Below are 25,861 nucleotides of genomic sequence, written 5' to 3'. Positions count from 1 at the left end.
TGTAGCATCACGTAGCACATCGCTGGAAGGCCGTGTGACGGTGGGTCCCGCCGCCGGGGTGAGGGACGCGACGCCACCCCCGCCGAGTAGCACGAGCGAGGTGGCGGGTGAGGGTTGCGGGGACGCCGAGCTGCTCGCCGGCCTGTGGAGGCACAGCAACGCACCCGGCGACCTGACGGCGTCGACCATGTCCGTTACGCCACCGCGCCCGGGCCTACGCTCAGCGACGGTGCTCAGGGCCTGCCCTGCTCCGTCTGGCCGGGCGCGACGCCGATGCTGGGCCCGTAGACCTCCCAGCCTCCGGCCGCCCGGGCCCGCTTTCCCGCCTCGAGGATGAGGCCGTGGATCTCGACGAGCTCGGCCAGACTCAGCGCCTCGGCGTCGATCCGCTCCTCAAGGGCGCGCCGCGTCGGCTCGTAGCCGCGTCCAACGTTGTAGCCGGCCTGCGCGAGCAGGCGGCGTCCGTAGGCGTCGAAGATAAAGCGGCGCCGGTGAAAGACCATGAGGGCAATGACGTCGGCGGTCTCCGGGCCGATGCCACGCAGGGCGAGCAGCGCGTCGCGCAGGGCGTCGTCGTCCAGGTGCTCGGCGCCGCGCCCCGCGGGCGACAGCGACCACGAGGCCCAGGACCGCAGCGTCGCCGACTTGGCCCTCATGAAGCCGGCGGGACGGATGAGGGTTCTCAGCTCGTCGTCGTCCAGGGCGAGCAGGCGCCGCTCGTCGAAGGCGGTGGCCTCCCGCAGGGCGTCCAGAGCGCGCTGGACGTTCGTCCAGGCGGTGTTCTGCACAAGAACGGCGCCGCACACGTACTCCAGGTCGCACTGGCCCGGCCACGGCTCAACCTCGCCCAGCGCCCGGCGCAGGCGCTCGAGCACGCGTCGGACCGGCAGGGGCCGGGTCCCGGAGACGGTCACGAGCCCGCTCCGGGCCGGTCCCAGGTGAGGGTGTAGCGGTAGTAGAAGCGGCGCCGCACCCGTGCCCCCGGGACGATCCGCGCCGCCGCCCGGCGGATCTCCGCCAGGGACTCGCGGGGCCTCGCGACGGGCACGCCGATGTCCCGCGTCTCGCCGTGGAGCCGGCCCGCCACCCGGATCGGCAGGATGCTCAGCCCCGAGACGATCCAGTCCCAGGCGCTCGCGTTCGCGGCGAGCCCGACAACCGTGAGCCGTCCGTCGGGCGCCACAAGCCCCGCCGGGCGCTCCAGCCCGGCCTCCAGCGGCAGGTGGTGCAGGACAGCGACGCAGGTCACCGTCTCGAAGCACCCGAGCGCTCCGACGACGTCACCGCCGAGCACGTCCAGGCGGTGCACGTCCGCGTTGCGGACCCCGGCCAGACGCTCACGGGCGCGCTGCGCGGTGGCGGCATCGGCCTCGACTCCGACGACCTCCTCGCACACGCCCGCGAGCCGCTGGAGCAGCAGACCGTCCCCGCAGCCGACGTCCAGCGCCCGCCCGCCCCGGGCAGCGGCGTCGGCGACGAGCTCGTCGTGAAAGGCCGTGTTGTGGTTCCAGTAGTCCCCGGGCATCACGACCCTCCCCGCGCGCAGCGCCCGCGCCCGGCTCGCCTGGGGGCGGCGGCCTTGTAGGGCGAGACGGTGGGCTCCCCGTCGATCCAGAAGCGCCAGGGGAAGGCCTGGCCGTCTCCCCCGGGACCGGCCACGCCCGTGCGCGCTCCCGTGCGGATCGCGTCCGGCGCCGGGGCGCTGCCGGGCTCGGCCAGAGCCAGGCTTACGCGAGAACCGCGCGCGCCCAGCGCGGCGCCGTCATCCTCACGCGTGAGTCCCAGCGCCTGGCACAGGCGCGCGGGCCCACGGGCCAGGTCCCGGTCGGTGCGTGCCGCCGACCGGCGCGATCGCGCCAGATCGAGTCCCTCAACCACCTCACCGCCGCGCAGCAGCACGGCGCGGGACACGCCCTCAGGCCCGGTGACGACGTTGACGCAGTGGTGCATCCCGTAAGTGAAGTAGACGTAGACCGTCCCGGCCTCGGCGAACATCGACGCGTTGCGGGCCGTGCGCCCACGAAAGGCGTGGGACCCCGGGTCCTCCTCGCCGCGGTAGGCCTCCACCTCGGTCAGGCGCACCGAGACAGTTCCCTCGGGGGCGGTGGCGGAGAAGACCGCCCCGAGGAGCCGCGGGGCCGCCTCCAGGGAGTCGAGGGCCAGGACCCGCCGTGTCTCCTCATCCAGGCCGGCCCCCTGCGGCCGGATCCCGGGCTCCGCACTCACCGTCAGTCCTCCGGCTCCGCACCCGCTCCCGGGGCGTCCGCGGGGTCGTCGGTGCCCTGCATCGTGCCGCCATCGGCACCCGGCCCGGCCGGTCCGTCGAGGAGCGAGCCCTCCCAGGAGAAGACCCTCAGCTCGGCGCTGTGCTCAATCGCCCGGGCGAGCTGCTCGACGACGCGCACCGGGGCGGTGCCGCCGTGGCCGCGTCGTGCCGCTACCGAGCCGGCGGCGGACAGGACCTGGCGCACCCCGGGTGTCAGGCGCGCGTCGATGTGCGTGAAGTCCTCATCGCTGAGCTCCCACAGCTCGATGCCTCGCTCCTCGCACTCGCGTACGCAGGCCCCCGAGATCTCGTGCGCCTCGCGGAAGGGCACGCCCTGCGTCACGAGCCACTCGGCGACGTCCGTGGCCAGGGAGAAGCCCTGCGGGGCGAGCTCGGCCATCCGCTTAAGGTGCAGCGTCATCGTCTCGACCATGCCAGCCACCGCGGGCAGGAGGACCGAGAGGGTGTCGAGGGCGTCGAAGACCGGCTCCTTGTCCTCCTGCAGGTCGCGGTCGTAGGCCAGCGGCAGGGCCTTGAGGGTGGCGAGCAGGCCCGTGAGGTCACCGATGAGGCGCCCGGCCTTGCCGCGGGCGAGCTCGGCGACGTCCGGGTTCTTCTTCTGGGGCATGATCGACGAGCCCGTGGAGTAGGAGTCGTCCAGGGTGACGAAGCCGAACTCCTTCGTGTTCCAGATGATGATCTCCTCGCTCAGGCGCGAGACGTTCACGGCGGTCATCGCCAGGATGAAGGTCATCTCGGCCACCACGTCGCGGGCGGAGGTGCCGTCGATGGAGTTCTCCACGGAGGCGTTGAAGCCGAGGTCGGCGGCGACGGCGTCGGGGTCCATCCCGAGCGTGTTGCCCGCCAGGGCGCCGGAGCCGTAGGGCGAGACCGCGGCGCGCGCGTCCCAGTCCTCCAGACGTTCGACGTCGCGCATGAGCGGCCAGGCGTGGGCGAGCAGGTGGTGGGCGACGAGCACGGGCTGGGCGTGCTGCATATGGGTGCGCCCCGGCATGATCGCCTCCCCCGCGCGCGCCGCCTGGTTGACCAGGGCGTCGACGACGTCGAGCACGAGCCCGGCGATGTGGCGTGCCTGGTCGCGCAGGTACATGCGGATGAGCGTGGCGATCTGGTCGTTGCGCGAGCGTCCGGCGCGTAGGCGCCCGCCCAGGTCCGCCCCGGCACGCTCGATGAGGCCTCGCTCAAGCGCCGTGTGGACGTCCTCGTCCGCCGGGGTGGGGGCGAAGGCACCGGAGACGACGTCGTCCTCGAGGCGGTCCAGGGCCTCAAGCATGGCGGCAAGCTGAGCCTCGTCGAGCAGAGCGGCGGCGGACAGGGCGCGGGCGTGGGCGCGCGAGCCGGCGATGTCGTAGCGGGCCAGGCGCCAGTCGAAGTGGGTGGACACGCTCAGTGCCGCCAGGGCATCGGCCGGGCCGCCGGAGAAGCGACCGCCCCACAGGCTGATGTCTGCGGGGGCCTTGGCGGCTGGTGAGGTGGAGGCTACGTCGTGCTGGGGCTCGCTGCTCATGGGCCCATCATGGCTTATCGGTAGGACTGTGGTCGCCGTCGTTGAGCAACGTGGTCCAGTTGGCCGGCTGGCACAAGCGCAGTCCGGCCGCCTGCGGTCTACGTGGGCTTAACGGCGCAGTTGGCTGGAGTGCCCGCCCGCTCCGGTGAAGCGTCGGCCTGGGTGACGCGAGCTGTGGCGCTCAGTGCGAAGTTGCGGCAGCGTGGTGGCGGATGCCTGCGGACGCTTGCGCTCCTCCACGGTGCGGTTCAGCCCCAACCAGGTGCCCAAGGCACACAGCACCACCCAGTTGCCTTCACTCAGGAGCCTGGACTCGGTGAATGACTGCATGACCAAGGCGGTCATCACCAGGGCGGGCAGCACTACGGAGGCTTCAGAGTTCAGGTGGCGCTCGGCCAAGCGGAAAGAGCGGTAGACCATCACGCAGACGATCACCACGATCAGGGCGCCGCCTACCACACCGGTCTGGAATAGGGCTTCGATGTACGCGTTGTGAGCGTTCATGGTCGGCGTGCCGTCGGGTCGCACCAGGATCGTAGAGAACACGGGCAGCCAGGGGATCCAATACATGATCCAGCCCCAGCCCAGGATGGTGTGCTCCTGCCACAGGGAGAGCACGGCCTTCCAGATCTCCCAGCGCACGCTCATTGACTCGGTGCGGCCCAGCAGGCCGATCAGCTGGGAGTACCAGCCCAGCGCCGCAGCGGCCAGGGCCACGATCATGGTCACGGCAGCGGTGACCACCCAGGCGCGCAAGCGCACGGGTACGTGGCGCATGAGCCACAGATAGCCCATGACGGCCACACACACCACGGCGGCCACCCAGACGGTGGCGGAGTTGGTCAGGACGAGGATCAGCAGAGACAGTGAGCTCCACACGACTAGGCCAACAGGCTTGACCCGCCGGTCAGCCCAGCGCACGGCGATGCACAGGAGAGTCAGTAGAGCGATAAACGCCAGGGGGTTGCGGTTTCCGACGATGCCTTGGATGGGGCCGCCGCGGAGGATGTCTCCGTAGACCCAGTAGTAGGTCACTGGCACTTCCTCCCAGCCGCGCATGTACAGCGGGGCCAGCGGATGGCGCAGTACCAAGGCGACGTAGAGCTCCAGCAGGACACTGAGCACCAGGGTGGCTTCCAAAGCACGGCTAAGCGCGTCAGTCATCTGCCGTAGCGAAAGGCCACAGGCCAGCAAAACGCCTACGGCGGTGGTGGCAATCATCAGTATGGAGGCCAGCGCCGTCTCGGCCGGATAGGCGGACCAGATGATGCTCAGTGAGCACAGCACCACGTACAGGCCGATAGTGGTGGGCAGGGCGCGCCACTGCACGTGGTGCCCCTCACGCAGGAAGACCAAAAGCAGCAGAAGGCCGCTGGCCGCAGAGATCAGGCCGAAGGAGGTCCAGCCCACCAGGTTGCGAACCGACTGGCCTGCGAAAGTCAGAAAGAAGGCCCAGGTCCCCATGGCAGGCATGAGCGTGAGGCGTGGTGGTGACTCAGGCAGCAGGAGCTGCCGGATACTCATCGACTGACTCATAACCGCAACGTAGCACCGGAATCTGGACACTCTTGGGCGCGTTTCAGTGGCCTTGCGTACCCGCACACACAGGCGACGGTTACGCAACCGGCACGCAAGAGCATGGGTGTTGCGGCGCCGTCGGCAGCGCTCCGGGCGCACCCAGGGCGCTGCCGACGACGTCGGTAGCTGCTGGCCAATGGGAGCTCAACCGCTGGCCTCGACTCACACAACTCAGTAGCCGGTGTCCAGCCCCAGACGCACGTCGCGAGCGGCCGCAAGCGTGGACTGCATGCCGTAGATCTCGATGAAGCCGCGCGAGGAGGACTGGTCGAAGGTGTCGCCCGAGTCGTAGGTCGCGAGGTTGAAGTCGTACAGGCCGGTATCCGTCCGGCGTCCGTTGACGACGGCGCGCCCACCGTGCAGGACCATGCGGATGTCGCCGGTCACGTGACGCTGCGTGTCCTCGATGAAGGCGTCCATCGACCGCTTGAGCGGCGAGTACCACTGGGCCTCGTAGACCAGCTCCGCCCAGGTCTGCTCCATCTGCCGCTTGTAACGGTGCTGCATGCGCTCAAGCGTGACGGACTCCAGGGCCTGGTGCGCCTCGATGAGGGCCACGGCGCCGGGGGCCTCGTAGATCTCACGGGACTTGATGCCGACCAGGCGGTCCTCAACCATGTCGATGCGCCCCACGCCCTGGGTGCCGGCGCGGCGGTTGAGCTCCTGGATGGCCTGGAGCGGGGTGACCGGTGTGCCGTCGATGGCGGTGGGCACGCCCTGCTCGAAGTGGATGACGACCTCGTCCGGCAGCGGCGGGTAGGTCGGGTCATCCGTGTAGGTGTAGACGTCCTTCGTGGGGGCGTTCCACAGGTCCTCGAGGAAGCCCGTCTCGATGGCGCGGCCCCAGACGTTCTGGTCGATGGAGAAGGGGTTGTGCTTCGTCGTCTCGATGGGCAGCCCGTGCTTCTCCGCGTAGTCGATGGCGACGTCGCGGGTCAGGGCGAGGTCGCGCACCGGCGAGATGCAGTCCATGTCGGGCGCCATGGAGGTGATGGCGACCTCAAAGCGGACCTGGTCGTTGCCCTTGCCGGTGCAGCCATGGGCGACGGTCGAGGCGCCGAACTCGCGGGCCGCCCGCACCAGGTGCTTAGCGATGACGGGGCGCGAGAGGGCGGACACAAGCGGGTAGCGGCCCTCGTACAGGGCGTTGGCCTTGAGCGCGGGCATGCAGTACTCGTTGGCGAACTCGTCGCGGGCGTCGGCCACGTAGGCCTCGACGGCGCCGCAGTCCAGGGCCCGCTGACGGATGACCTCGAGGTCCTCGCCGCCCTGGCCGACGTCGACGGCGACCGTGATGACCTCTCGGCCCGTCTGCTCGCCGATCCATCCGATCGCGACGGAGGTGTCCAGTCCTCCGGAGTACGCGAGGACGACGCGGTCCTTGTGAGCGCTCATGTTTCTCTTCCTTCGTGGTGGGTCAGGACGGGCGGGGGCCCGGCTGGGGTCGGTTCGGGTAAGGGGAGCGATGGGGGATGAGGGAGTACCGGGTCAGGGCCGGTCAGGGCAGCGCTGGGCGGGCTCCGCCAGGCTCAGCAGGTGCGCGGCCAGGTCGGCGGCGGTCTGCTGGGAGCGGGTGATGACCAGGACGGTGTCGTCGCCGGCGATGCAGCCGAGCACGCCCGGGATCATCGCGTCGTCAACCGCGCTGGCGAGCAGCTGGGCGCCGCCGGCGGGGGTGCGCAGGACGAGCTGAGGACCGGCCCACTCGGCGGTCACGAGCAGGTCCGCGCACCAGCGGGCGAGCCGGGCGGAGGTGTGGGCGGTCGCATCGTCGCCGCTGCTCAGCACGGCGCCGTGCACCTGGCCGGGCGCGCCGGCCTCCGGGATCGCGTAGACCTGGGTGCCGCCCGAGGCCCGGACCTTGGTGGCGCGCAGCTCGACGAGATCGCGCGAGAGCGTCGCCTGGGTGGTGCTCACCCCACGTGCGACGAGCGCGTCACGCAGCTCGGCCTGGGAGTGGATGCGCTCCTTGCCGAGGATCTGGACGATGAGCGCGTGACGCGCGGCCTTGGTCTGGGGGGCGAAGGAGGTGCTGTCGCTCATGCGCGGGCCTCTCGGGTCGTTCGGGACGTGAGGACTTCGCCCAGCACCTGGGAGAAGGCGTCGGCGTCGGCGTCGCTCAGGATGAGCGGTGGGGCCAGTCGCAGGGTGTCGGGGCGTGGCGCATTGACGATGAACCCGCGGTCCATGAGCTCGTCGCGGACCTCGGCGGCGTGGCCCACGGCCTCCTCGAGGGCGACACCGAGCAGCAGGCCGGATCCGCGCACCTCGCTGACCCCGGGCAGGGCCGCGAGCTGCTCGGACCAGCGCCGCCCCAGGGCGGCGGCACGCTCGGGCAGGTGCTCGTCGCGCAGGGTGCGGATGACGGCGAGCGCCGCGGCGGCGCACACGGGGTTGCCGCCGAAAGTCGTGCCGTGCTGGCCGGGTCCCAGCAGGTGCGCCGCCTGCCCGGTGGCGACGACGGCACCGATGGGCACTCCGCCGCCCAAGCCCTTGGCGAGGGTGACGACGTCGGGGATGATGCCGGGGGCGAGCAGGTGGTGAGCCATCCAGGCGCCGCAGCGCCCCATGCCGGTCTGTACCTCGTCGACGATGAGCAGGGCTCCGGCCTCACGGGTGATCTCGCGGGCGGTGGCGAGCAGACCCTCGGGCAGCGGGCGGACTCCCGCCTCACCCTGGATGGGCTCGACGATGAGCGCCGCGACGTCCTCGCCCATGGCGGCGCGCAGGGTGTCGGCGTCGGCGGGCACGAACTCGCCCCCGCCGGGCAGCGGCTCGAAGGGCTCGCGGTAGGCGGCCTTGTGGGTGAGAGCCAGCGCCCCCATGGTGCGTCCGTGGAAGGAGTTCTCCAGGGCCAGGACACGGGGCCTGTCGGCGCCACCGTGGCGGCGGGCGATCTTGAAGGCCGTCTCGTTGGCCTCGGTGCCGGAGTTGGCCAGGAAGACCCGGCTCTCGGCAGCACTCAGGCCGGGGTAGACGAGGGCGATGAGGGTTTCGGCGAGCTCGACCTGGGCCGGGGTGGTGAAGAGGTTGGAGACGTGGCCGAGGGTGGACAGCTGCCCGGTGACGGCGTCGACGACGGCAGGGTGGGCGTGGCCGAGACAGTTGACGGCGATGCCGGCCAACAGGTCCGTGTACTGACGGCCCTCGTCGTCCCAGACGCGGGCGCCCTCGCCGCGCACGAGGACTCGCTGGGGCGCGCCGAAGGTGTTCATCACGGCGTCGGCATAGCGCTGGCTCCAGGCGCTCGAGTCGCCGGGCGTGTACATCCCGGTAGGGGCCGGGCTCTGGGGTGTGGTGCTCATAGGACGTCTGCCTCTGCGTCATGCGCGCTCGTGGAGTGCTCGGGGTAGATGACGGTGCCGACGCCGTCGTCCGTCACGATCTCCAGCAGCATGGAGTGCGGCCGGCGGCCGTCGACGACGTGGGCCTGTCCCACTCCCCCGCGCACGGCCCGCAGGCAGGCCTCCATCTTGGGGATCATGCCGGACTCGAGCTCGGGCAGGAGGGCCTCAAGGGCGTCGGTGCCGATGCGCGAGACGAGGGAGGACCTGTCCGGCCAGTTGGAGTACAGGCCCTCGACGTCGGTGAGCATGATGAGTTTCTGCGCCCTCAGGGCGATGGCGACGGCGGCGGCCGCCGTGTCCGCGTTGACATTGAGGACGGTCGTGGTGTCGGAGAAGACGGGGGCGACGGAGGAGATGACGGGGATCCGCCCCTGGTCGAGCAGGTCGTTGAGGGCCCGGGGGTCGACCTCGACGACGTCGCCGACAAGCCCGACGTCGACGCTCTCGCCGTCGATGGTGGCCAGACGCTGACGGGCGCGCAGCAGGCCGCCGTCCTCCCCGGAGATGCCGACGGCGGCGGAACCGGAGACGTTGAGCAGGGAGACGAGCTCGCGCTGGACGGAGCCGGTGAGCACCATGCGCACAACGTCCATGACCTCGGGGGTGGTCACGCGCAGGCCGCCGCGGAACTGGGACTCGATGCCCAGGCGGCGGAGCATGTCGTTGATCTGGGGTCCGCCGCCGTGGACGACGACGGGGCGCAGGCCCACCTGGTGCAGGAAGAGGACGTCGTCGGCGAAGGCGCGCTTGAGCGTGTCGTCGACCATGGCGTTGCCGCCGTACTTGATGACGATGGTGGCGCCCGTGTAGGCGCGCAGCCAGGGCATGGCCTCCAGCAGGACAGCCGCCTTCTGGGTGGGGGTGATCGTGGTGCTCATGGGTGCTCTCGTGCGCGGTGGTGGGCGGTGCGGTGAGGGTCGGACGGCCCGCCGCTCAGGTGTGGTAGTCGGCGTTGATGGTGACGTAGCCGTGGGTGAGGTCGTTGGTCCACACCGTCGCCTCGGCGCCGCCCTCGGCGAGGGTGATGTCGATGCGGGTCTCGCGCGGGGTCATGTCCACGGTTGCCGGGTCCTGGCCGAGACCGCCGTGGCTGAAGACCGTCACGCCGTTGATGGCGACGTCCACCTCGTCGGGGTCGAAGGGGCAGACCTCGGCGGGCACGGTGCCGAGCTGGGACAGCACGCGGCCCCAGTTGGGGTCCTCGCCCGCGACGGCGCACTTGAGAAGGTTGGAGGAGGCCACGGAACGGGCGGCGGCCTCCGCGGCGGCCTCGCTCACGGCCCCGCTGACGGTGATGGCGATGTCGTGGGTGGCGCCCTCGGCGTCGGCGACCAGGCGGCGCCCGAGCAGGCCGAGGATCTCGGTGAGGGCGGCATCGAGCTCGCTGCGGCTGGGTGTGGCGCCGCAGGCGCCGGAGGCGAGCAGCAGGACGGTGTCATTGGTGGACATGCAACCGTCGGAGTTGACGCGGTTGACGGTGCGGGCGGTGGCGTGCGCGAGGGCGTCGCGCGCGGTGTCCGGGTCGATGACGGCGTCCGTAGTGAGGACGCACAGCATGGTGGCCAGCCCGGGAGCGAGCATCCCGACGCCCTTGATCATCCCGCCCAGGCTCCAGGTGACGCCGTCGGAGGTGACCAGGGTGAGGGCGTCCTCCTTGGAGACCGTGTCCGTAGTCATGATGGCCGTGGCGGCGTCGCGGCCGGCCTGGGGCGTGGAGGCCAGGGCGTCCACGGCGGCGGCGGTGCCCGCCAGGAGGGCCTGCATGTCGAGGGTGTGGCCGATGACGCCGGTGGAGCACACGAGGACGTCCGTGGGGACGGGAAGGCCAAGAAGCTCGGCGGCGCGCGCGGCGGTGGCGGCGGTGTCGGCGCTGCCCTGGGCGCCGGTGCAGGCGTTGGCGCAGCCGGAGTTGAGGATGATGGCGCGGGCGTGCCCGTCGGCGACGGCGGCACGCGAGAAGGTCACGGGTGCGGCGACGACGCGGTTGGTGGTGAAGACCCCGGTGGCGACGTCCAGGGGGCCGTCGTTGACGACGAGGGCGAGGTCGGGACGGCCTGAGGCCTTGAGGCCCGCGCACACGCCGGCGGCGCGAAAGCCCTGTGCTGCGGTCACGCTCACGGCGTGACCCCTTCCGTGATGACACCCGTGGTCTCGGGCAGGCCGAGGGCGAGGTTGAGTGACTGGACGGCGGCGCTGGCGGTGCCCTTGCCGAGGTTGTCGATGGCGCACATCACGACGGCAACACCGGCGCCTCGGTCGTAGGCGACCTGGACAGTGGCCAGGCCGGATCCGGTGACCGTGCCGGTTGTGGGCCAGACCCCCTCGGGTAGGAGGTGGATGAGGGGCTCGGCCTCACCGGGTGCGCCGTAGGCCTCCTGCCAGGCCGAGCGCAGGATCTCGTCGGGGTGCTCGCTGTGGAGCACGGGCTCGGCGACGGGGGCGGTGACGGTGGCGAGGATGCCGCGGCTCATGGGCACGAGGACCGGGGTGAGGGACAGCCTGGTGGTGCCCGCCTCGACGCCTGCGACCTCGAGGTTCTGGATGATCTCGGGGATGTGGCGGTGGGTGCCGCCGACGGCGTAGGGCTGGGCGGAGCCGAGGGCCGCCGCTGCGGCCAGGTGCGGGTTGAGCGTCTTGCCGGCCCCGGAGTAGCCGACGGCGAGGACGGCGGTGAGCTGGCTGGTGTCGATGAGACCGGCCGCGGCGCCGGGCTGGGCTGCCAGGGTCACGGCAGTGACATTGCAGCCGGGGACGGCAATGCGCCGGGTCGAGGCGAGGGCGGCGCGCTGGGCGCGGGCGGTGGTCTCGCCTGAGTGGAGGAGCTCGGGCATGCCGTAGGTCCAGGGCTCGGCGTAGTCCCCGCCGTAGAAGGCCTGCCAGGCCTCGGCGCTGGTGAGGCGGTGGTCGGCGCCGCAGTCGATGAGCAGGGGGGTGCGGGCCGTGGAGGCGGTATACGCCTCGAGGGCGGCGGCGAGCTCACCGGAGGCACCGTGGGGCAGGGCGAGGACGACGACGTCGTGCTCCGCCAGGCGCTCGACGTCGGTGGGCTCGACGCGACGCTGGGCGAGGGAGAGCAGGTGGGGGTGGTGCTCACCGAGAAGGGCTCCGGCCGAGGAGCCGGCGGTCAGGGCGCCGATCTCGATCTCGGGGTGGCCGCTGAGAAGGCGGAGGATCTCTCCTCCTGCGTAACCGGTCGCACCTGCGACCGCCACCGTCCACGTCACACATTAATCATACGTGCTATTGCATAGACATACGAACGGCGATGGGCTCCGCCAGGCGTCGGCTTCGTCACAGCGCTGTGATGCAGGCTCAGGCGCCCGTCAGCTCCGCGCGGATCGTGTCCGCCCAGGCGCGCACGGCCTCCGCGTCCACGTTGTCGCCCTCGGTGGCGCCCCCCAGTCGGGCGATCGTGCGCTCACGCAGGTTCAGGCGCGTCGGGTCGAAGCGGCCCGCGAAGGTCACGTGGTTCTTGACGTCGAGCGACAGCAGGACCGGGCCAATGCGCTGAGGGTCCGAGATCTTGCCCTGCGGCAGGCCCGACAGCCCCACGGAGAAGGCCCACACGGGCTTGGTCGACAACTGCATGAGGAAGCGCTTGGTGAAATCCGTCGCCTCCTGGGTCCAGTGCGTCATGTAGATGGCGCTGCCCAGGATGAAGGCGTCATAGCCCTCGACGTCGTCAACGGCCTCCGGACGCTTGACGTCAACCTCCAGGCCGCCCGCGCGCAGGTGCTCCGCGATGACGGAGGCGATCTCGTCGGTCGAGCCGTGGCGGGACGAGGAGGTCAGGAGAATTCTCATGGGCACAGTATGACCACGACAGGCCGGTGCGTGGAACGGTATGCGCGCTCGGCTACGACACGTCGCGCCAGTGGCGGGGAGCGGGGATGGCGCGCACGTCGCCCACCAGCAGCGCCACCATGGCGCCGGCGGCGATGACGAGGGCCGCCGTAGCGCTGCCCCGTCGAAGAGGCGAGCCACCAGGCGTACGTCCGAGACCCCCCGTGCGGTCCCTTCACGCGCCCCCACCATCCTTTCTGGCGAGTAACACCACCGCGTCAGACTCAGGCGTCACGGCCGGTCCGTCAGGCGCGCAACTCGGCACCCAGGCGCTTAGCAGCCCGCTTGACGATCCGCTTGCGTACCGCAGAAATCTCCTCGGCGGTCAGCGTGTGGTCCCCACGCAGGCGCAGGGAGAAGGCCAGGGACTTGCGGCCCTCACCGACCTGCTCACCCCTGAAGACGTCAAACAGACGCACCTCCTCCACGAGGTCGCCCGCCGCCTGGCGCACCACCGCCTCCACCTCGGAGGCCGGGACCCCCTCGTCGACGACGAGGGCGACGTCCTCCTTGGCGGGCGGGAAGGTGAGCACCGGGCTGACCTGGAGCACCCCCGCCCCCTCAACAGCGGCCAGCAGGGGCTCAAGGTCGATCTCGGCGACGCAGGCGCGCGCCGGCAGGCCCAGCTCGCGCACCACACGCGGGTGCAGCTCTCCCACATGGGCGACGACGGCCCCGGCAACGAGATCCCTGCCCCGGCGCACGGAGGCAAGACGCACCTCAGCGGTGCGCCCCGGGTGGAGGGGCGCGTACGGCTGCTCGGGGGCATGCACCTCGACCGCGACGCCGAGGGCCGCGGCCACCGTCCGCACGATCTGAAGGGCGTCAGCCCAGTCCCACACGCGAGACGCACCCAGCACACCCGCGCGCTCGCGCTCACCCGCGAGAACGACACCGACGTGCGTCGGCTGGTAAGGAGTCCCCGCCTCAAGGGCCCGCACCTCCTCGACGGTGGGGCGCTGCCTGGTGCCCGGGATCGGCGCCGGAACCGTGCCCTCGGGCAGCGTCACCGTGCCGACCTCGTACAGGGCCACGTCCTCCAGACCACGCGAGACGTTGCGGCGGGCGGTCTCCACCAGCGAGTCGATGACCGAGGTGCGCATGAGCGGCGCGTCCTCCGCCAGCGGGTTGGCCAGGCGCAGCGCACGACGACGCGGATCCTCAGCCGGGATCTCCAGACGCTCGTGCACGTCACCAACGAAGGGGTAGGAGAGCACCTGGGTCAGGCCCGCAGCGGTCAGAGCGCGCACGACGTCGCGGCGCGCACGCTGGCGCAGCGTCAGGCCCGTGCCGGCGCTCGCCGTCGGAATGATGACCGGGATGCGGTCGTAGCCGTCGAGGCGGGCAACCTCCTCGGCCAGGTGGGCGGCCCCCACGAGGTCCGGGCGCCACGTGGGCGGCGTGACGGACAGCAGGTCGTGGCCCTGCTCGTCCTGGCCCGCCCCGACGACGGTGCAGCCGATGGCGCGCAGGAGCTCGCTCACGCGCTGGGTGCCGTAGGCCACGCCCGTCAGACGCTCGGCGGCGTCGGCACGCACCATCATGGGCTGCGGCGCCACCGTGCGGTTGATGTCCGTGGCGGCGTCGTCGGCAGTGCCCCCGCCGTACTCGACCAGCAGGTCCACCGCGCGCTGGGCGGCCACAGCGGCCAGGGCCGTGTCCACCCCGCGCTCGTTGCGCTTGGAGGACTCGGTGGGCAGGCGGTAGCGGCGGGCGGAGCGGGCGACGGAGACGGCGTCGAAGTGGGCGGCCTCGATGAGCACGTCCGTGGTGATCGCGCTGACCTCGGTCTCGGCGCCGCCGAAGACGCCGGCGAGCACGAGGGCGCGCGAGCCCTCGCCGTCGGGAGAGTCGCAGATGACGAGGTCCTCGACGTCGAGCGTGCGGGTGACCTCGTCGAGGAAGGTGAGGCTCTCCCCCGGCCGGGCACGGCGCACGACCACCGGCGCGTTCAAGCGGCCAAGGTCGAAGGCGTGCAGGGGCTGGCCCAGGTCGAGCATGACGTAGTTCGTCACGTCAACGGCCAGGCTGATGGGGCGCATGCCGGCCGCGGTCAGGCGATCGCGCATCCACGTCGGGGACTGGGCGGCGGGGTCGATGCCGCGCACGACGCGGGCCACGTAGCGGTCGCAGCCGGCACGGCCGTGAATCGGGTGGGTGTCCTCGGCGACGACGACGGGGAAGCCATCCTCGCTGCCCTCGCTCACGCCGTGCGGGAACAGGGCCGTGTCGGAGGCGTCGGCCGGGTCGCGGAAACGGGCACCGGTGGCGTGGGAGTACTCGCGCGCGACGCCTCGCATGGAGAAGCAGTAGCCGCGGTCCGGGGTGATGTTGATCTCCAGGATCTCCTCGCCCAGGCCCAGCAACCCCAGGGCGTTGGTGCCCGGCGCGGGCAGCTCCTCGCCGTCGTGCCCGTGCTCGGCCAGCCACTCATCCAGGACGATGATGCCGTCGTGGTCCTCGCCGATGCCCAGCTCACGGGCCGAGCAGATCATGCCGTCGGAGATGTGACCGTAGGTCTTGCGGGCCGCGATGGCGAAGCCCCCGGGAAGGACCGCCCCGGGCAGGGACACGACCACCGTGTCGCCGACGTCGAAGTTGTGGGCGCCGCACACGATGCCGCGGCTGGGCAGGTCGCTGGGCTCCTTACCGGTGCCGGGGGCGTCATTGTGCTCGCCGACGTCGACCCGGCAGTAGTTGATGACCTTGCCGTTGGACTGCTCCTTGGCCTGACGGCTCAGGACCTTGCCCACGACGAGGGGGCCGGTGATGGCGGGAGGAACGATCCGCTCCTCCTCCAGGCCCACGCGCACCAGGTCCGCGGCCAGCTGCTCGGCGGTGGTGGAGGCGGGGACGTCGACGTGCTCGCGCAGCCACTCGATCGGGACGTAGGGCATGTCAGTTCCCCTTTCCGGTGGTGCCGAACTGCTGGGAGAAGCGGATGTCACCCTCGACGATGTCGTGCATGTCGGCGATGCCGTGGCGCAGCATGAGGGTGCGCTCCAGGCCCATGCCGAAGGCGAAGCCGGTGTAGACCTCCGGGTCGATGCCACAGGCGATGAGCACGTTGGGGTTGACCATGCCGCAGCCACCCCACTCGATCCAGCCGGGGCCTCCCTTCTTCTGCGGGAACCACAGGTCCATCTCGGCACTGGGCTCGGTGAAGGGGAAGAAGGAGGGGCGCAGGCGTGTGCGGGCCTCGGGGCCGAACATCGCGCGGGCGAAGTGGTCGAGGGTGCCCTTGAGGTGGGCCATCGTCAGGCCCTTGTCCACGGCCAGGCCCTCGACCTGGTGGAAGACGGGCGTGTGGGTGGCGTCGAGCTCGTCGGAGCGGAAGACCCTGCCGGGGCAGGCCACGTACAGGGGCGGGTCCTGGTCGAGCATGACGCGCGCCTGGACTGGGGAGGTGTGGGTGCGCAGCACGAGGTTGGCGCTCGTGCCCTCGGCCGCGCCGACGCTGGCGCCGTCGACGTAGAAGGTGTCTTGCATCTGGCGGGCCGGGTGGTCGGCGTCGAAGTTGAGGGCGTCGAAGTCGAACCACTCGTGCTCGACCTCGGGGCCCTCGGCAATGGACCAGCCCATGGAGACGAAGAAGTCGGAGACCTCGTCGATGAGGACGTCGAGCGGGTGGCGCGAGCCCACGGGGTCGCGGTCCGTGGGGATGGTGACGTCGACGGCCTCGGTGGCGAGCATCGTCGCCTCGGCCTCGGCCTCCAGCACCTCCTGACGTGCCGCCAGTGCCGCGTTGAGACGGGCTCGGGCTCCGCCCAGCAGACGTCCCGCCGTCGGCTTGTCCGCCGGGTCGAGGGCTCCGATGCCCCTGTTGGTCAGGGCCAGGACGGAGGCGTCACCGGTGTAGGCGATCCGCACCTCCTTGAGGGCGCCGAGGTTCGCGGCGTCGGCGACGGCGGCCAGGGCCTGGTCGACGAGAGCATGGATCCCCGCCTCGTCCAATGGCGACAGCGCGCCCGGTGCGTCAGTCATCTCTCACCTTCCCTGGGTGTGTGACGATGGTCGTCTGCCCGCCAGGGTAGTCCCGGCCACGTGGGGGCCTGAAATCGTCTCAGGGCCTTCCGGGCTTCCCGGGCCGCGGCAGGGATGGTGCCGCGGCCCGGGGGCACACCTCAGCGCTCAACCTCGCCGAGGATGAAGGCCTCGGTGGAGTCCATGGCCCGCTCGTCGGGGCGCTGCTCGGGCGGGGACTTCATGAAGAAGGAGGACGGGGACAGCAGCGGGCCGCCGATGCCTCGGTCCAGACCGATCTTGGCCGCCCGGATGGCGTCGATGACGACGCCGGCGGAGTTCGGGGAGTCCCAGACCTCGAGCTTGTACTCCAGGCTGACGGGGGCGCCGCCGAAGTTGCGTCCCTCCAGGCGCACGAAGGCGAACTTGCGGTCGTCGAGCCAGCCGACGTAGTCCGACGGGCCGACGTGGATGTCCTTCTCGGCGAACTGCGTCGAGACGTTGGAGGTGACCGCCTGGGTCTTGGAGATCTTCTTGGACATCAGACGCTCGCGCTCGAGCATGTTCTTGAAGTCCATGTTGCCGCCGACGTTGAGCTGGTAGGTGCGGTCGATGGTGATGCCGCGCTCCTCGAAGAGGCGGGCAAGCACCCGGTGGGTGATGGTGGCGCCGATCTGGGACTTGATGTCGTCGCCGATGATCGGCAGGCCGGCGTCGGTGAACTTCTGGGCCCACACCGGGTCGGAGGCGATGAAGACCGGCAGGCAGTTGACGAAGGCGCAGCCGGCGTCGATGGCGCACTGGGCGTAGTAGCGGTCGGCCTCCTCCGAGCCCACGGGCAGGTAGGAGACGACGACGTCGACCTGGGCGTCCTTGAGGGCCTGGACGACGTCGACCGGCTCACGCTCGGACTCCTTGACGGTCTCGCGGTAGTACTTGCCGAAGCCGTCGAGGGTGACGCCGCGCTGGACCTTCACGCCGGTGTGAGCGACGTCGGCGATCTCGATGGTGTTGTTCTCCGAGGCGTTGATGGCCTCGGCGAGGTCGAGCCCGACCTTGGCGGCATCGACGTCGAAGGCGGCCACGAACTCGATGTCCGAGACGTGGTAGTCGCCGAACTGGACGTGCATGAGGCCGCCGACGGTGTCCTCCGGCTTGGCATCGGCGTAGTGGGTGACACCCTGAACGAGTGACGAGGCGCAGTTGCCCACTCCGACGATGGCGACACGAACCTGGCTCATATATTCTCCTTATCGACCTGTGCAGGTCGGGCGCGGACATGACAAACGCGACTTTAGTCACCTGCCTGCCTCGCGCGTGCGATATACGGCCCGAGTCAGCGCGTGTGATTCTCAACCCGGCGCGCCATCGCACCCAGGAGCCAGTTGATGGCGACAAAGAGCAGGGCGACGATGAGGTAGGCCGGCAGGTAGACGTCCAGGCGGTGCAGGGCCTGAGCGGAGTTCGACAGCAGGCGCGCGCTGTACATGAGCTCGCCGTAGGCCACCACGTAGCCCAGCGACGTGTCCTTGAGGATCGTCACGAGCTGGGTGATGAGCGTGGGCAGCATGAGGCGCAGCGCCTGCGGGGCCAGCACGAGACGCATCGTCAGCCCCTCCCCCATGCCCAGCGCCTGGGCCGCCTCACGCTGGCCGCGGTCCAGGGCGAGCACGCCGGAGCGGAAGACCTCCGCCGTCGTCGCGGAGACGCACATGACGATGGGGACGGTGAGCATCCAGAAGGACGGCAGCGTCAGGCCCCAGCGGGGCACGGCCAGCAGGAAGAAGTAGATGAGCAGCAGCATCGGCACCGCGCGCATGGCGTCGATCCACGTGCCGACCACCACCCGCACCAGCCGGTGACGCGACAGGCGCAGCCACCCGAGCCCAACGCCGAGCGGGAAGGACAGCAGGGCGCCGACAGCCGTGACGAGCAGGGTGTCGCCCAGGGCGCGGGCCAGGTAGGTGACGATGGACCGGCCCAGGAAGTAGCGCCAGTTCGGGTACTCCAGCTGACCGGCGCGCCACAGCTGCCAGGCACCGGCGGCCAACAGCCCCAGCAGGACGGCCGTGACGACGACGGAGGCCAGGGCGATCCGGCGACGCCCCCGGGGGCCGGGCGCGTCGAACAGGAGCGCGGCATCCGTGGCCGCCGCACGCGGTGCGGGCCCTGAGAGCCGGGACGCGATGCTCATGCGCGCACCCCCTTGACGCTCGCCAGGCGTTGTTCGAGCAGTCCGCCGAGCTTGGTGGCGCCGAAGGCGATGACAAGGTACGTCAGGCCGGAGGTGAGGAAGGTGACGACCGCCTCGGCGTAACGCAGGTTGAGCTGCTGGGTGATGTTGGTCAGCTCGGGCACCCCGATGGCCGCGGCCAGGGAGGAGCCGATGAGGCAGGAGATGAGGATGTTGACCAGTGGCTGGACCGTGCGGGCCAGGGCCTGGGGCAGCACGATCTGGGTGATGATGAGGCCGAAGGGCAGCCCGAGGGCGCGAGCGGCCTCGATCTGGCCCCGGGGTACGGAGTTGATGCCCGAGCGCACCGTCTCGCATACGAAGCCGGAGGCCGACAGGACCAGTGCCCCCACGGCCGCCCCGAAGAGCGAGAAGTGCACACCCGCGCGGGGCAGCCCGAAGGCGAAGAGGATCATGAGGCACAGCACCGGGATGTTGCAGGCCACGTTGACCCACACAGCCCCCAGCGCCCTAAGGGGCGGCACCGGGCTCACTCGGCACACGGCGATGAGGGTGCCCAGCAGCAGGGCCCCGGCGTAAGCGCACAGGGCCAGGACGAGCGTGAGTCCCAGTCCCCCGGCGAGCGCGGCGAGGTTGTCGGTGATGACGTTCACGGGGTGGCTCCTGCTCATCGGTGGGTGGGGTCATCGGCGGGTGGTGGGTGCAGGCACCGGTGGCGCCGGGGCGTCGTCGTCGGCCCCACCACCGGGGCGGGGCCGACGACGGGGCGGATCAGGCCGGCTCGGAGCCGGGCACGGAGCCGATCGCCGGGGGCTCGGGCGCCTCGGACTCATCCAGCACGGTGCCGATGGTGGCCCGCCAGATCGCCTCCCATGTGCCGTCGGACTCGATGGTCGTGAGGAAGGTGTTGACGAAGGCCTGGGCGTCGGAGCCCTTGGGCAGGCCAATGCCATAGGGGTCCTGCGTGAAGGGCTCGCCCACGATCTTCAGGCCGTCGTTGCCCAGCAGCGTGCTCAGCAGCAGCGAGTGATCGACGACGTAGGCCTCGACCTGCCCGGCCTCCAGGGCGGCCACGCAGTCCGTGTGCGCCTCGAACTGGACCTGCTGGGCCTCGGGGGCGGCCTCGTCCAGAGCCGGGCCGGAGGAGGAGTTGGACTGCACGGCGACCGTACGGCCCGCCAGGGTGTCGACCCCCGTGATCCCCGTGTTCTCGGCGCGCACGAGCACCGCCTGGCCGGAGGAGTAGTAGGGGCCGGCGAAGGAGATCTTCTCGGCGCGTGCCGGAGTGATGGTGTAGGTCGCGAAGACGGCGTCCACGGAACCGTTCTCCAGGAGCGTCTCACGGGTGTCGGAGGTCACGACGGTGAGCTCGGTGAGCGCGTAGGGGTCGTCGCCGCCGAGGATGTAGCGGGCCAGGGCCTGGGACAGGGCGGCGTCGAAGCCGGCGACCTTGCCGGTGGCCGGGTCCTCGAGGGAGAAGACCTGGGAGGTCTTGACCCCTCCGACGCGCAGGACACCGGCCTGCTTCACGGCGCTGGCCCAGGCGGAGGCGGCGACGACATCATCCGCAGCGACCGGCCCCGAGCTGATGGCCGTGTCGTAGCCGGCCGACGCCGCGAAGCCCCCGTCGGTGGACGCGGAGACGGCCTGGCCGTCCGCACCCGTGTCAGCGCAGGCAGCCAGGACGGCGGCCAGCGACAGGGCGCCGGAGGCGGTGAGCAGGGTGCGGCGGTTGAGGTTCGCCATGAGGACTCCTTTCGTGGCGACGGGCCGAGGCCCGTCAGGGCGCGGGGCGTCTGGTGGCGTCCCGGTTCCGGAAGGTCCGGCGGCGTGGGGCCGACGGCCGAGGTGGTCGGGCGGGCGCCGTCGGCGGGCCGTGGGCACCCGGCGGGGTCAGTGACTGAGGATCTTCGACAGGAAGTCGCGTGCGCGCTGCGTGGCGGGGGCGGTGAAGAACTGCTCGGGGGCGGCGTCCTCGACGATCTGCCCCTCGTCCATGAAGACGACGCGGTCCGCGACCGAGCGGGCGAAGCCCATCTCGTGGGTGACGACGAGCATCGTCATGCCGCTGGAGGCGAGGTCCTTGATGACGTCGAGGACCTCGTTGATCATCTCCGGGTCCAGGGCGCTCGTAGGTTCGTCGAAAAGCATGACCTTGGGGTCCATGGCCAGGGCGCGGGCGATGGCGACGCGCTGCTGCTGCCCGCCGGAGAGCTGGGTGGGACGCTTGGAGGCCTGGTCGGCCAGACCGACGCGCTCGAGGAGCTCGCGGGCGCGCGCCTCGGCCTGTGCCCGGGGCACGCGGCGCACCCGCATGGGGGCGAGCGTGATGTTGTCCAGGACCGTGCGGTGTGGGAAGAGGTTGAAGGACTGGAAGACCATCCCGACCTCGGCGCGCAGGCGGGCCAGGTCCTTGCCCTCCTCGGGCAGGCGCTCGCCGTCGATCTCGATGGTGCCCGAGTCGATGGTCTCGAGCCGGTTGATCGTGCGGCACAGGGTGGACTTGCCCGAGCCGGAGGCCCCAATGACGACGACGACCTCACCGGCGTTGACATCCAGGCTGACGTCATCCAGGGCCGTGAAACTGCCGAAGCGCTTGGTCACGTGGCTGAGGCGGACGAGCGGGTGTCCGGCCGGGGTGGGCTGGGGTGCGGTCACGGTCGCCTCTTTCTGAGGTCGTGGGCGAATGGGGCTGGAACTGTCAGTGACAGTGACAGCAACACATTCGCGAGCGCACGAGTTCCCTCCCTCAGAGGTGCGGTGCGGAGATGCTCCGCACACACGGCTGTTCTGGACGCCCTGACGCTAGCAGTCGTGCGGGCGGGCGCGTCAACCCCGTGGTTGCTCAGCCCGCATACTGGGCACGCGCGGAGGCGTAGAGGCACACGGCTGCAGCGGTCGAGACGTTGAGGGACTCGGCGGACCCGAAGACAGGGATGGCGACGACGGCGTCCGCCTGGGACAGGGCCTCGGGCCCCAGGCCCCGAGCCTCGTTGCCCAGCAGCCAGGCGCTCGGCTGCGCCAGCAGGGCGTCGACCTCGAACAGGTCGTGCTCCCCGTGCGCGTCGGCCGCCAGGACCGTCAACCCGGCCGTGTGCAGGGCCTCGACGACCTCGGTGAGCTCCAGGCCGCTGATGACGGGCAGGTGGAAGAGGCTGCCGGCGGTGGCACGCACAACCTTGGGGTTGGTGACCTCGACGCTGCCGCGGGCCAGGAGGACGGCGTCGGCCCCGGCGGCGTCAGCGGCCCGGATGATGGTGCCGGCGTTGCCGGGGTCCTGGGCCTCGGTGAGGACGGCGACGAGCCGGGCGCCGGCCAGCACCTCGTCAAGGCCGGCGGTTCGGGCCAGCGCCTCGGTGGAGACGACGGCGAGCAGTCCCTGGGCGTCGGTGCTCATGGCGGCCATCACCTGGTCGGTGACGCGGTGGACGTACAGGCGCGCGGCGTGGGCCTGGTCGAGGAGGCCGACGTGACGCTGGGCAGCCGCCTCGGTGACGTAGAGGTCGAGGACATGCGCGGGCACATGGGCGACAGCCTCGCGCACGCCCTGCGGGCCCTCAACGAGGAAGCGGCCGTGGCGGGTGCGCTGGCCCCGGCGGGCGAGGGCGGCAACGCGGGTGACGCGCTGGGAGCCGGGGTTGTCGATGACGTCGCGACGCGGGGCGCGCGCCCCCTCGGGGCGGGGCATCGCGATGCCGGGAATCCAGGTGCTGCCATCGGTGCGCTTAGTCATGGCAGCGAGGGTACGGGACCGCCGGCCCAGCAGCGGCACAGGCACGAGCAGTTGGCCTCAGGCACGAGCAGTTGGCCTCAGGCACGAGCAGCACCGCCGGCCCGTCCCGGGGACGACGACGGCGCCGCCACCCGAGAGGGGTGGCGGCGCCGTGGCGATGCGTGTGCCGGCGTCAGGCCTTGGGGGCGTTGACGTCGGTCGGCAGGGCCTTCTTGGCGACCTCGACGAGGGCGGTGAAGGCGGCGGGCTCGTTGACGGCGAGCTCGGCGAGCATGCGGCGGTCCACCTCGACACCGGCGAGGCCGAGTCCCTGGATGAACCGGTTGTAGGTCAGGCCCTCGGCGCGAGCCGCGGCGTTGATGCGCTGGATCCACAGGCGGCGGAAGTCGCCCTTGCGCGCGCGACGGTCACGGAAGGCGTAGACGCCGGAGTGGGTGACCTGCTCCTTGGCCTTGCGATAGAGGCGCGAGCGCTGGCCGCGGTAGCCGGAGGCCTGCTCGAGGACGGAACGACGCTTCTTGTGGGCGTTGACTGCCCGCTTCACACGTGCCATGTGATGACTCCTTAGACGTGACGGGGCCGGTCAGAGACCGAGCAACCTCTTGACCTGACGCTGATCGGCCTTGTCAACCGGCTGGTCCATCGACAGCTTGCGCTTGCGGCGCGAGGACTTGACCTCGAGCAGGTGGCGCTTGTTGGCCTGCTCACGCATGAGCTTGCCGCTGCCGGTGACCCGGAAGCGCTTCTTGGCACCGGAGTGCGTCTTGTTCTTCGGCATTCTTGGATTCCTCTTGTCGGCCGTCAGGCTTGCGCCTGGGCTGTGGACCCCACGCGGGATGCCGGTGGGGTGGGGGTGGGCTGTGGGCGTCAGGCCTGCTCAGCGGGGGCCGTTGCCGACGGGGCCGCTGCCTCGCCCTTGCCCGCGTGCTTCTCGGCTCGGCGGGTGGCCCTGGCCTCCTCGCGGCGGCGACGCTGATCCGACTTGAGCTCGGCCTTCTTGCGGGTCGGGGCGAGGACCATGACCATCTGGCGGCCGTCCTGACGGGGGTGGGACTCGATGGTGGCGAGCTCACCGACCTGCTCGGCGACCTTCTGGAGCAGGCGGATGCCCAGCTCGGGGCGGGACTGCTCGCGGCCGCGGAAGCGGACGATGCACTTGACCTTGTCCCCGCCCTTAAGGAAACGCTCGACGTGCCCCATCTTGGTGGCGTAGTCGTGGTCGTCGATCTTGGGGCGGAACTGAATCTCCTTGAGCTGCGTGTTCGCCTGGTTACGGCGGGCGTCACGCGCCTTCATGGCCGACTCGTACTTGAACTTGCCGTAGTCCATGAGCTTGCACACCGGGGGGCGCGCGTCGGGGGCCACCTCGACGAGGTCGAGGTCGGCCTCCTCGGCAAGACGCAGGGCGTCCTCGACACGGACGACACCGACCTGCTCACCGCTAGGACCGACGAGGCGCACCTCGGGGACGCGGATCCGTTCGTTGATACGGGGCTCGCTGATGGGAGTTCCTCACTTCTGGGAGACGAGTGACCACGGCGACGAAGAAGGCCTCCGCCGCTTGACGCGCACGGAGGCCCTTCATGTACTCCTGGGGAGTACGGTCGCGCCCACGCCGATGGCGTGGCGACCGCGAGGATCGCTCCTCGCATGACCCGGCCCCCATGAGAGGACCCAGGTGGGATTGCTCCGCTTGCGGTCCGGGGACGAGCCCCGGTCGGTCGATAAGCCACGTTACCAGGCTGTCCAGGCAGTTCCCAGGCCACCGCCGTCGGCGCTCACGTGAGTCTGCCCACGTCCGCACCGGTGAAACATGCAAGGCTCAGGCGGGAACGGGACACAGCTCGAGGGTATCGATCAGCTCGCCCCAGGCGGGGTTGACCATCACCATCTGGCACTCCTCCAGGGCGGCCGCGACGGCCGACATGCCGCCGGAGGAGTCCAGGCGCAGGAAGACACGCAACTCAGCGCCCTCCCCCGGCGCGAAGGCCACGCCCGTGATCCCCTCGATGGCCCCGAGCTGGGCGGCCACCTCGGCCTGAACGGGCTCGTTGCGCCACGAGGGCACCCAGTCCTCGCCGCCGGCCAGCGCCACGACGGCCGGGCGCGGCAGGCGCAGGTCACGGGTGCCGGGGTCCAGAACCCACAACTGGTCCGTCTCGAGGACGGCCACCTGGGCGGCGCGCCCGGGCTGGACGGGGACGGGGCGCACGTCGTCCCTCCAGGCCCGCATGGCCTCGACGCTGGTGAAGACAGGTAGGGCGATGTGCCCGTCGGGCAGGTCGACGGCGAGGGTCGCGGCGTCCTGGGCGGCATCGGCGGTGTGGACCTCGTGTCCGGGCGCCCCGGTAGCGTCCGGACCAGGACCGCTGAGGCCCCCGGTGATGGCGTGGGCGGCAACCGGCACGATGACCCGGCTGGCGGCCAGTGCCGCCCACAGGGCGTCGAGGTACTCGTGGCGGGGCAGCCCGGTGGCCTCCAGGGCCGCGATGACGGCCGGGTCGGCGGAGCCGTCGTCGTCGCTGAAGGGGGTCGGGGCCGCCAGCAGGCGCGCCATCTTGGCCCGTGCGGCCAGCGCTGCCGCCACCTGGGGGTCGGCACCACGCCCGGCCTGGGCGCCGTCGTCACCCGGCTGCGCCGACGGGGCAGCCCCAAGCCCGCTCATGCGCGCACCTGCTCCACACTCGCGCCGCGCGCCACCTTCAGCGCCTGCGGGAGCGAGAAACTGCCGTTGTACAGGGCCTTGCCGACGATGGCGGAGTCGATGCCCTCATCGACGAGGGCGGCCAGGGCCGCGATGTCCTCAAGACGGGCGATGCCGCCGGAGGCGACGACGGGGGCGCTCGTGCGGGCAGCGACCTCGCGCAGCAGGGTGATGTTGGGGCCCTGGAGGGTGCCGTCCTTGGTGACGTCGGTGACGACGTAGCGCGAGCAGCCGGCGGCGTCGAGCCGCGCCAGGGTCTCCCACAGGTCCCCGCCATCGCGGGTCCACCCGCGGGCGGCCAGGGTTGTACCCCGCACATCCAGGCCGACGGCGATCGTGTCCCCGTGCTCGGCGATAACCCTCTCGGTCCACTCGGGGTCCTCCAGGGCCGCCGTGCCGAGGTTGACGCGGGCGGCACCCGCTCGCAGAGCGCGAGCGAGGGAGGCGTCGTCGCGGATACCGCCGGAGAGCTCGACCTTGATGCCGACCTCGCCGACGATGCGCTCGAGCAGCTCGGCGTTGGAACCGCGTCCGAAAGCGGCGTCGAGGTCAACGAGGTGGATCCACTCGGCCCCGGCCTCGACCCAGTCGCGGGCGGCGTCAATGGGGCTGCCGTAGTCGGTCTCTGAGCCGGCCTCGCCCCTCAGGAGGCGGACGGCCGTGCCATCGGCGACGTCGACGGCGGGGAGCAGGGTGAGCATGGGG

General features: G+C 71.1%; 25 protein-coding genes. All 25 read right to left on the bottom strand.

Going from position 1 to position 25,861, the window contains the following annotated elements; genetic code table 11:
* Nucleotides 1-233 precede the first annotated feature (233 nt).
* Nucleotides 234-914 carry an endonuclease III domain-containing protein gene (locus ID810_RS05305; protein WP_166857833.1) on the bottom strand — a complete coding sequence of 227 codons (681 nt, stop codon included), beginning with the start codon at nucleotides 912-914 and terminating at the stop codon, nucleotides 234-236.
* Entirely contained in the window at nucleotides 911-1,525 is a 615-nt protein-coding gene (locus ID810_RS05300; protein WP_166857831.1) for a class I SAM-dependent methyltransferase, read from the bottom strand. The genes ID810_RS05305 and ID810_RS05300 overlap by 4 nt, the downstream gene beginning before the upstream one ends.
* Nucleotides 1,525-2,208 (bottom strand): DNA-3-methyladenine glycosylase, encoded by a 684-nt coding sequence (locus tag ID810_RS05295; protein WP_166857873.1) that lies wholly within the window; start codon nucleotides 2,206-2,208, stop codon nucleotides 1,525-1,527. The genes ID810_RS05300 and ID810_RS05295 overlap by 1 nt, the downstream gene beginning before the upstream one ends.
* 20 nt (nucleotides 2,209-2,228) lie before the next feature.
* Nucleotides 2,229-3,794: an argininosuccinate lyase gene (argH, locus tag ID810_RS05290; protein WP_166857828.1), complete on the bottom strand. Its 1,566-nt coding sequence runs from the start codon at nucleotides 3,792-3,794 to the stop codon at nucleotides 2,229-2,231.
* A 108-nt stretch (nucleotides 3,795-3,902) separates the two neighbouring features.
* Entirely contained in the window at nucleotides 3,903-5,330 is a 1,428-nt protein-coding gene (locus ID810_RS05285) for an O-antigen ligase family protein (protein WP_235931614.1), read from the bottom strand.
* Nucleotides 5,331-5,543: 213 nt separating this feature from the next.
* A complete protein-coding gene (locus tag ID810_RS05280) occupies nucleotides 5,544-6,767 on the bottom strand; it encodes an argininosuccinate synthase (protein WP_166857827.1) in 1,224 nt (407 codons plus the stop codon).
* Between the two features lie 93 nt (nucleotides 6,768-6,860).
* The gene (locus tag ID810_RS05275; protein WP_166857825.1) at nucleotides 6,861-7,415 is read right to left on the bottom strand and encodes an arginine repressor; all 555 of its coding nucleotides are present in this window, start codon (nucleotides 7,413-7,415) and stop codon (nucleotides 6,861-6,863) included.
* The gene (locus ID810_RS05270; protein ID WP_166857823.1) at nucleotides 7,412-8,677 is read right to left on the bottom strand and encodes an acetylornithine transaminase; all 1,266 of its coding nucleotides are present in this window, start codon (nucleotides 8,675-8,677) and stop codon (nucleotides 7,412-7,414) included. Before ID810_RS05270 ends, ID810_RS05275 begins: the two co-directional genes overlap by 4 nt.
* Nucleotides 8,674-9,597 (bottom strand): acetylglutamate kinase, encoded by a 924-nt coding sequence (argB, locus tag ID810_RS05265; RefSeq protein WP_166857821.1) that lies wholly within the window; start codon nucleotides 9,595-9,597, stop codon nucleotides 8,674-8,676. Before argB ends, ID810_RS05270 begins: the two co-directional genes overlap by 4 nt.
* A 55-nt stretch (nucleotides 9,598-9,652) precedes the next feature.
* Entirely contained in the window at nucleotides 9,653-10,837 is a 1,185-nt protein-coding gene (gene argJ, locus ID810_RS05260; RefSeq protein ID WP_166857819.1) for a bifunctional glutamate N-acetyltransferase/amino-acid acetyltransferase ArgJ, read from the bottom strand.
* The gene (gene argC, locus ID810_RS05255) at nucleotides 10,834-11,943 is read right to left on the bottom strand and encodes an N-acetyl-gamma-glutamyl-phosphate reductase (protein WP_166857817.1); all 1,110 of its coding nucleotides are present in this window, start codon (nucleotides 11,941-11,943) and stop codon (nucleotides 10,834-10,836) included. Before argC ends, argJ begins: the two co-directional genes overlap by 4 nt.
* Before the next feature lie 88 nt (nucleotides 11,944-12,031).
* On the bottom strand, nucleotides 12,032-12,523 hold the full coding sequence (locus tag ID810_RS05250) for a flavodoxin domain-containing protein (RefSeq protein WP_166857815.1): 492 nt from the start codon (nucleotides 12,521-12,523) through the stop codon (nucleotides 12,032-12,034).
* Nucleotides 12,524-12,807: 284 nt separating this feature from the next.
* Nucleotides 12,808-15,459, bottom strand: a complete 2,652-nt coding sequence (pheT, locus tag ID810_RS05245; protein WP_166857813.1) for a phenylalanine--tRNA ligase subunit beta — start codon at nucleotides 15,457-15,459, stop codon at nucleotides 12,808-12,810.
* A gap of 1 nt (nucleotide 15,460) precedes the next feature.
* A complete protein-coding gene (gene pheS, locus ID810_RS05240) occupies nucleotides 15,461-16,546 on the bottom strand; it encodes a phenylalanine--tRNA ligase subunit alpha (RefSeq protein WP_166857811.1) in 1,086 nt (361 codons plus the stop codon).
* Between the two features lie 140 nt (nucleotides 16,547-16,686).
* Nucleotides 16,687-17,766 carry an inositol-3-phosphate synthase gene (locus ID810_RS05235; protein ID WP_166857809.1) on the bottom strand — a complete coding sequence of 360 codons (1,080 nt, stop codon included), beginning with the start codon at nucleotides 17,764-17,766 and terminating at the stop codon, nucleotides 16,687-16,689.
* A 95-nt stretch (nucleotides 17,767-17,861) separates the two neighbouring features.
* Complete coding sequence (locus ID810_RS05230) at nucleotides 17,862-18,719, bottom strand: amino acid ABC transporter permease (RefSeq protein ID WP_166857808.1); 858 nt, start codon at nucleotides 18,717-18,719, stop codon at nucleotides 17,862-17,864.
* The gene (locus tag ID810_RS05225) at nucleotides 18,716-19,372 is read right to left on the bottom strand and encodes an amino acid ABC transporter permease (protein ID WP_166857806.1); all 657 of its coding nucleotides are present in this window, start codon (nucleotides 19,370-19,372) and stop codon (nucleotides 18,716-18,718) included. Before ID810_RS05225 ends, ID810_RS05230 begins: the two co-directional genes overlap by 4 nt.
* Before the next feature lie 118 nt (nucleotides 19,373-19,490).
* Nucleotides 19,491-20,465: a glutamate ABC transporter substrate-binding protein gene (locus ID810_RS05220; RefSeq protein ID WP_166857804.1), complete on the bottom strand. Its 975-nt coding sequence runs from the start codon at nucleotides 20,463-20,465 to the stop codon at nucleotides 19,491-19,493.
* 147 nt (nucleotides 20,466-20,612) lie between these two features.
* Complete coding sequence (locus ID810_RS05215) at nucleotides 20,613-21,377, bottom strand: amino acid ABC transporter ATP-binding protein (RefSeq protein WP_166857802.1); 765 nt, start codon at nucleotides 21,375-21,377, stop codon at nucleotides 20,613-20,615.
* A gap of 187 nt (nucleotides 21,378-21,564) precedes the next feature.
* A complete protein-coding gene (locus tag ID810_RS05210) occupies nucleotides 21,565-22,407 on the bottom strand; it encodes a TrmH family RNA methyltransferase (RefSeq protein WP_166857869.1) in 843 nt (280 codons plus the stop codon).
* Between the two features lie 217 nt (nucleotides 22,408-22,624).
* Nucleotides 22,625-23,005, bottom strand: coding sequence for a 50S ribosomal protein L20 (gene rplT / locus ID810_RS05205; RefSeq protein WP_166857800.1), 381 nt, complete (start codon nucleotides 23,003-23,005; stop codon nucleotides 22,625-22,627).
* 30 nt (nucleotides 23,006-23,035) lie between these two features.
* Nucleotides 23,036-23,230 carry a 50S ribosomal protein L35 gene (rpmI, locus tag ID810_RS05200; protein WP_166857798.1) on the bottom strand — a complete coding sequence of 65 codons (195 nt, stop codon included), beginning with the start codon at nucleotides 23,228-23,230 and terminating at the stop codon, nucleotides 23,036-23,038.
* 89 nt (nucleotides 23,231-23,319) lie between these two features.
* Nucleotides 23,320-23,940, bottom strand: coding sequence for a translation initiation factor IF-3 (infC, locus tag ID810_RS05195; protein WP_425321783.1), 621 nt, complete (start codon nucleotides 23,938-23,940; stop codon nucleotides 23,320-23,322).
* A 334-nt stretch (nucleotides 23,941-24,274) separates the two neighbouring features.
* The gene (locus ID810_RS05190; RefSeq protein WP_188232623.1) at nucleotides 24,275-25,117 is read right to left on the bottom strand and encodes an SseB family protein; all 843 of its coding nucleotides are present in this window, start codon (nucleotides 25,115-25,117) and stop codon (nucleotides 24,275-24,277) included.
* The gene (priA, locus tag ID810_RS05185) at nucleotides 25,114-25,857 is read right to left on the bottom strand and encodes a bifunctional 1-(5-phosphoribosyl)-5-((5-phosphoribosylamino)methylideneamino)imidazole-4-carboxamide isomerase/phosphoribosylanthranilate isomerase PriA (protein ID WP_166857796.1); all 744 of its coding nucleotides are present in this window, start codon (nucleotides 25,855-25,857) and stop codon (nucleotides 25,114-25,116) included. The genes ID810_RS05190 and priA overlap by 4 nt, the downstream gene beginning before the upstream one ends.
* Between the last annotated feature and the right edge of the window lie 4 nt (nucleotides 25,858-25,861).

Origin of the sequence: Actinomyces respiraculi (assembly GCF_014595995.2) — a bacterium.
Classification (GTDB): Bacteria; Actinomycetota; Actinomycetes; order Actinomycetales; family Actinomycetaceae; genus Actinomyces; species Actinomyces respiraculi.
This window is presented reverse-complemented; position numbering and strand designations above follow the sequence as displayed.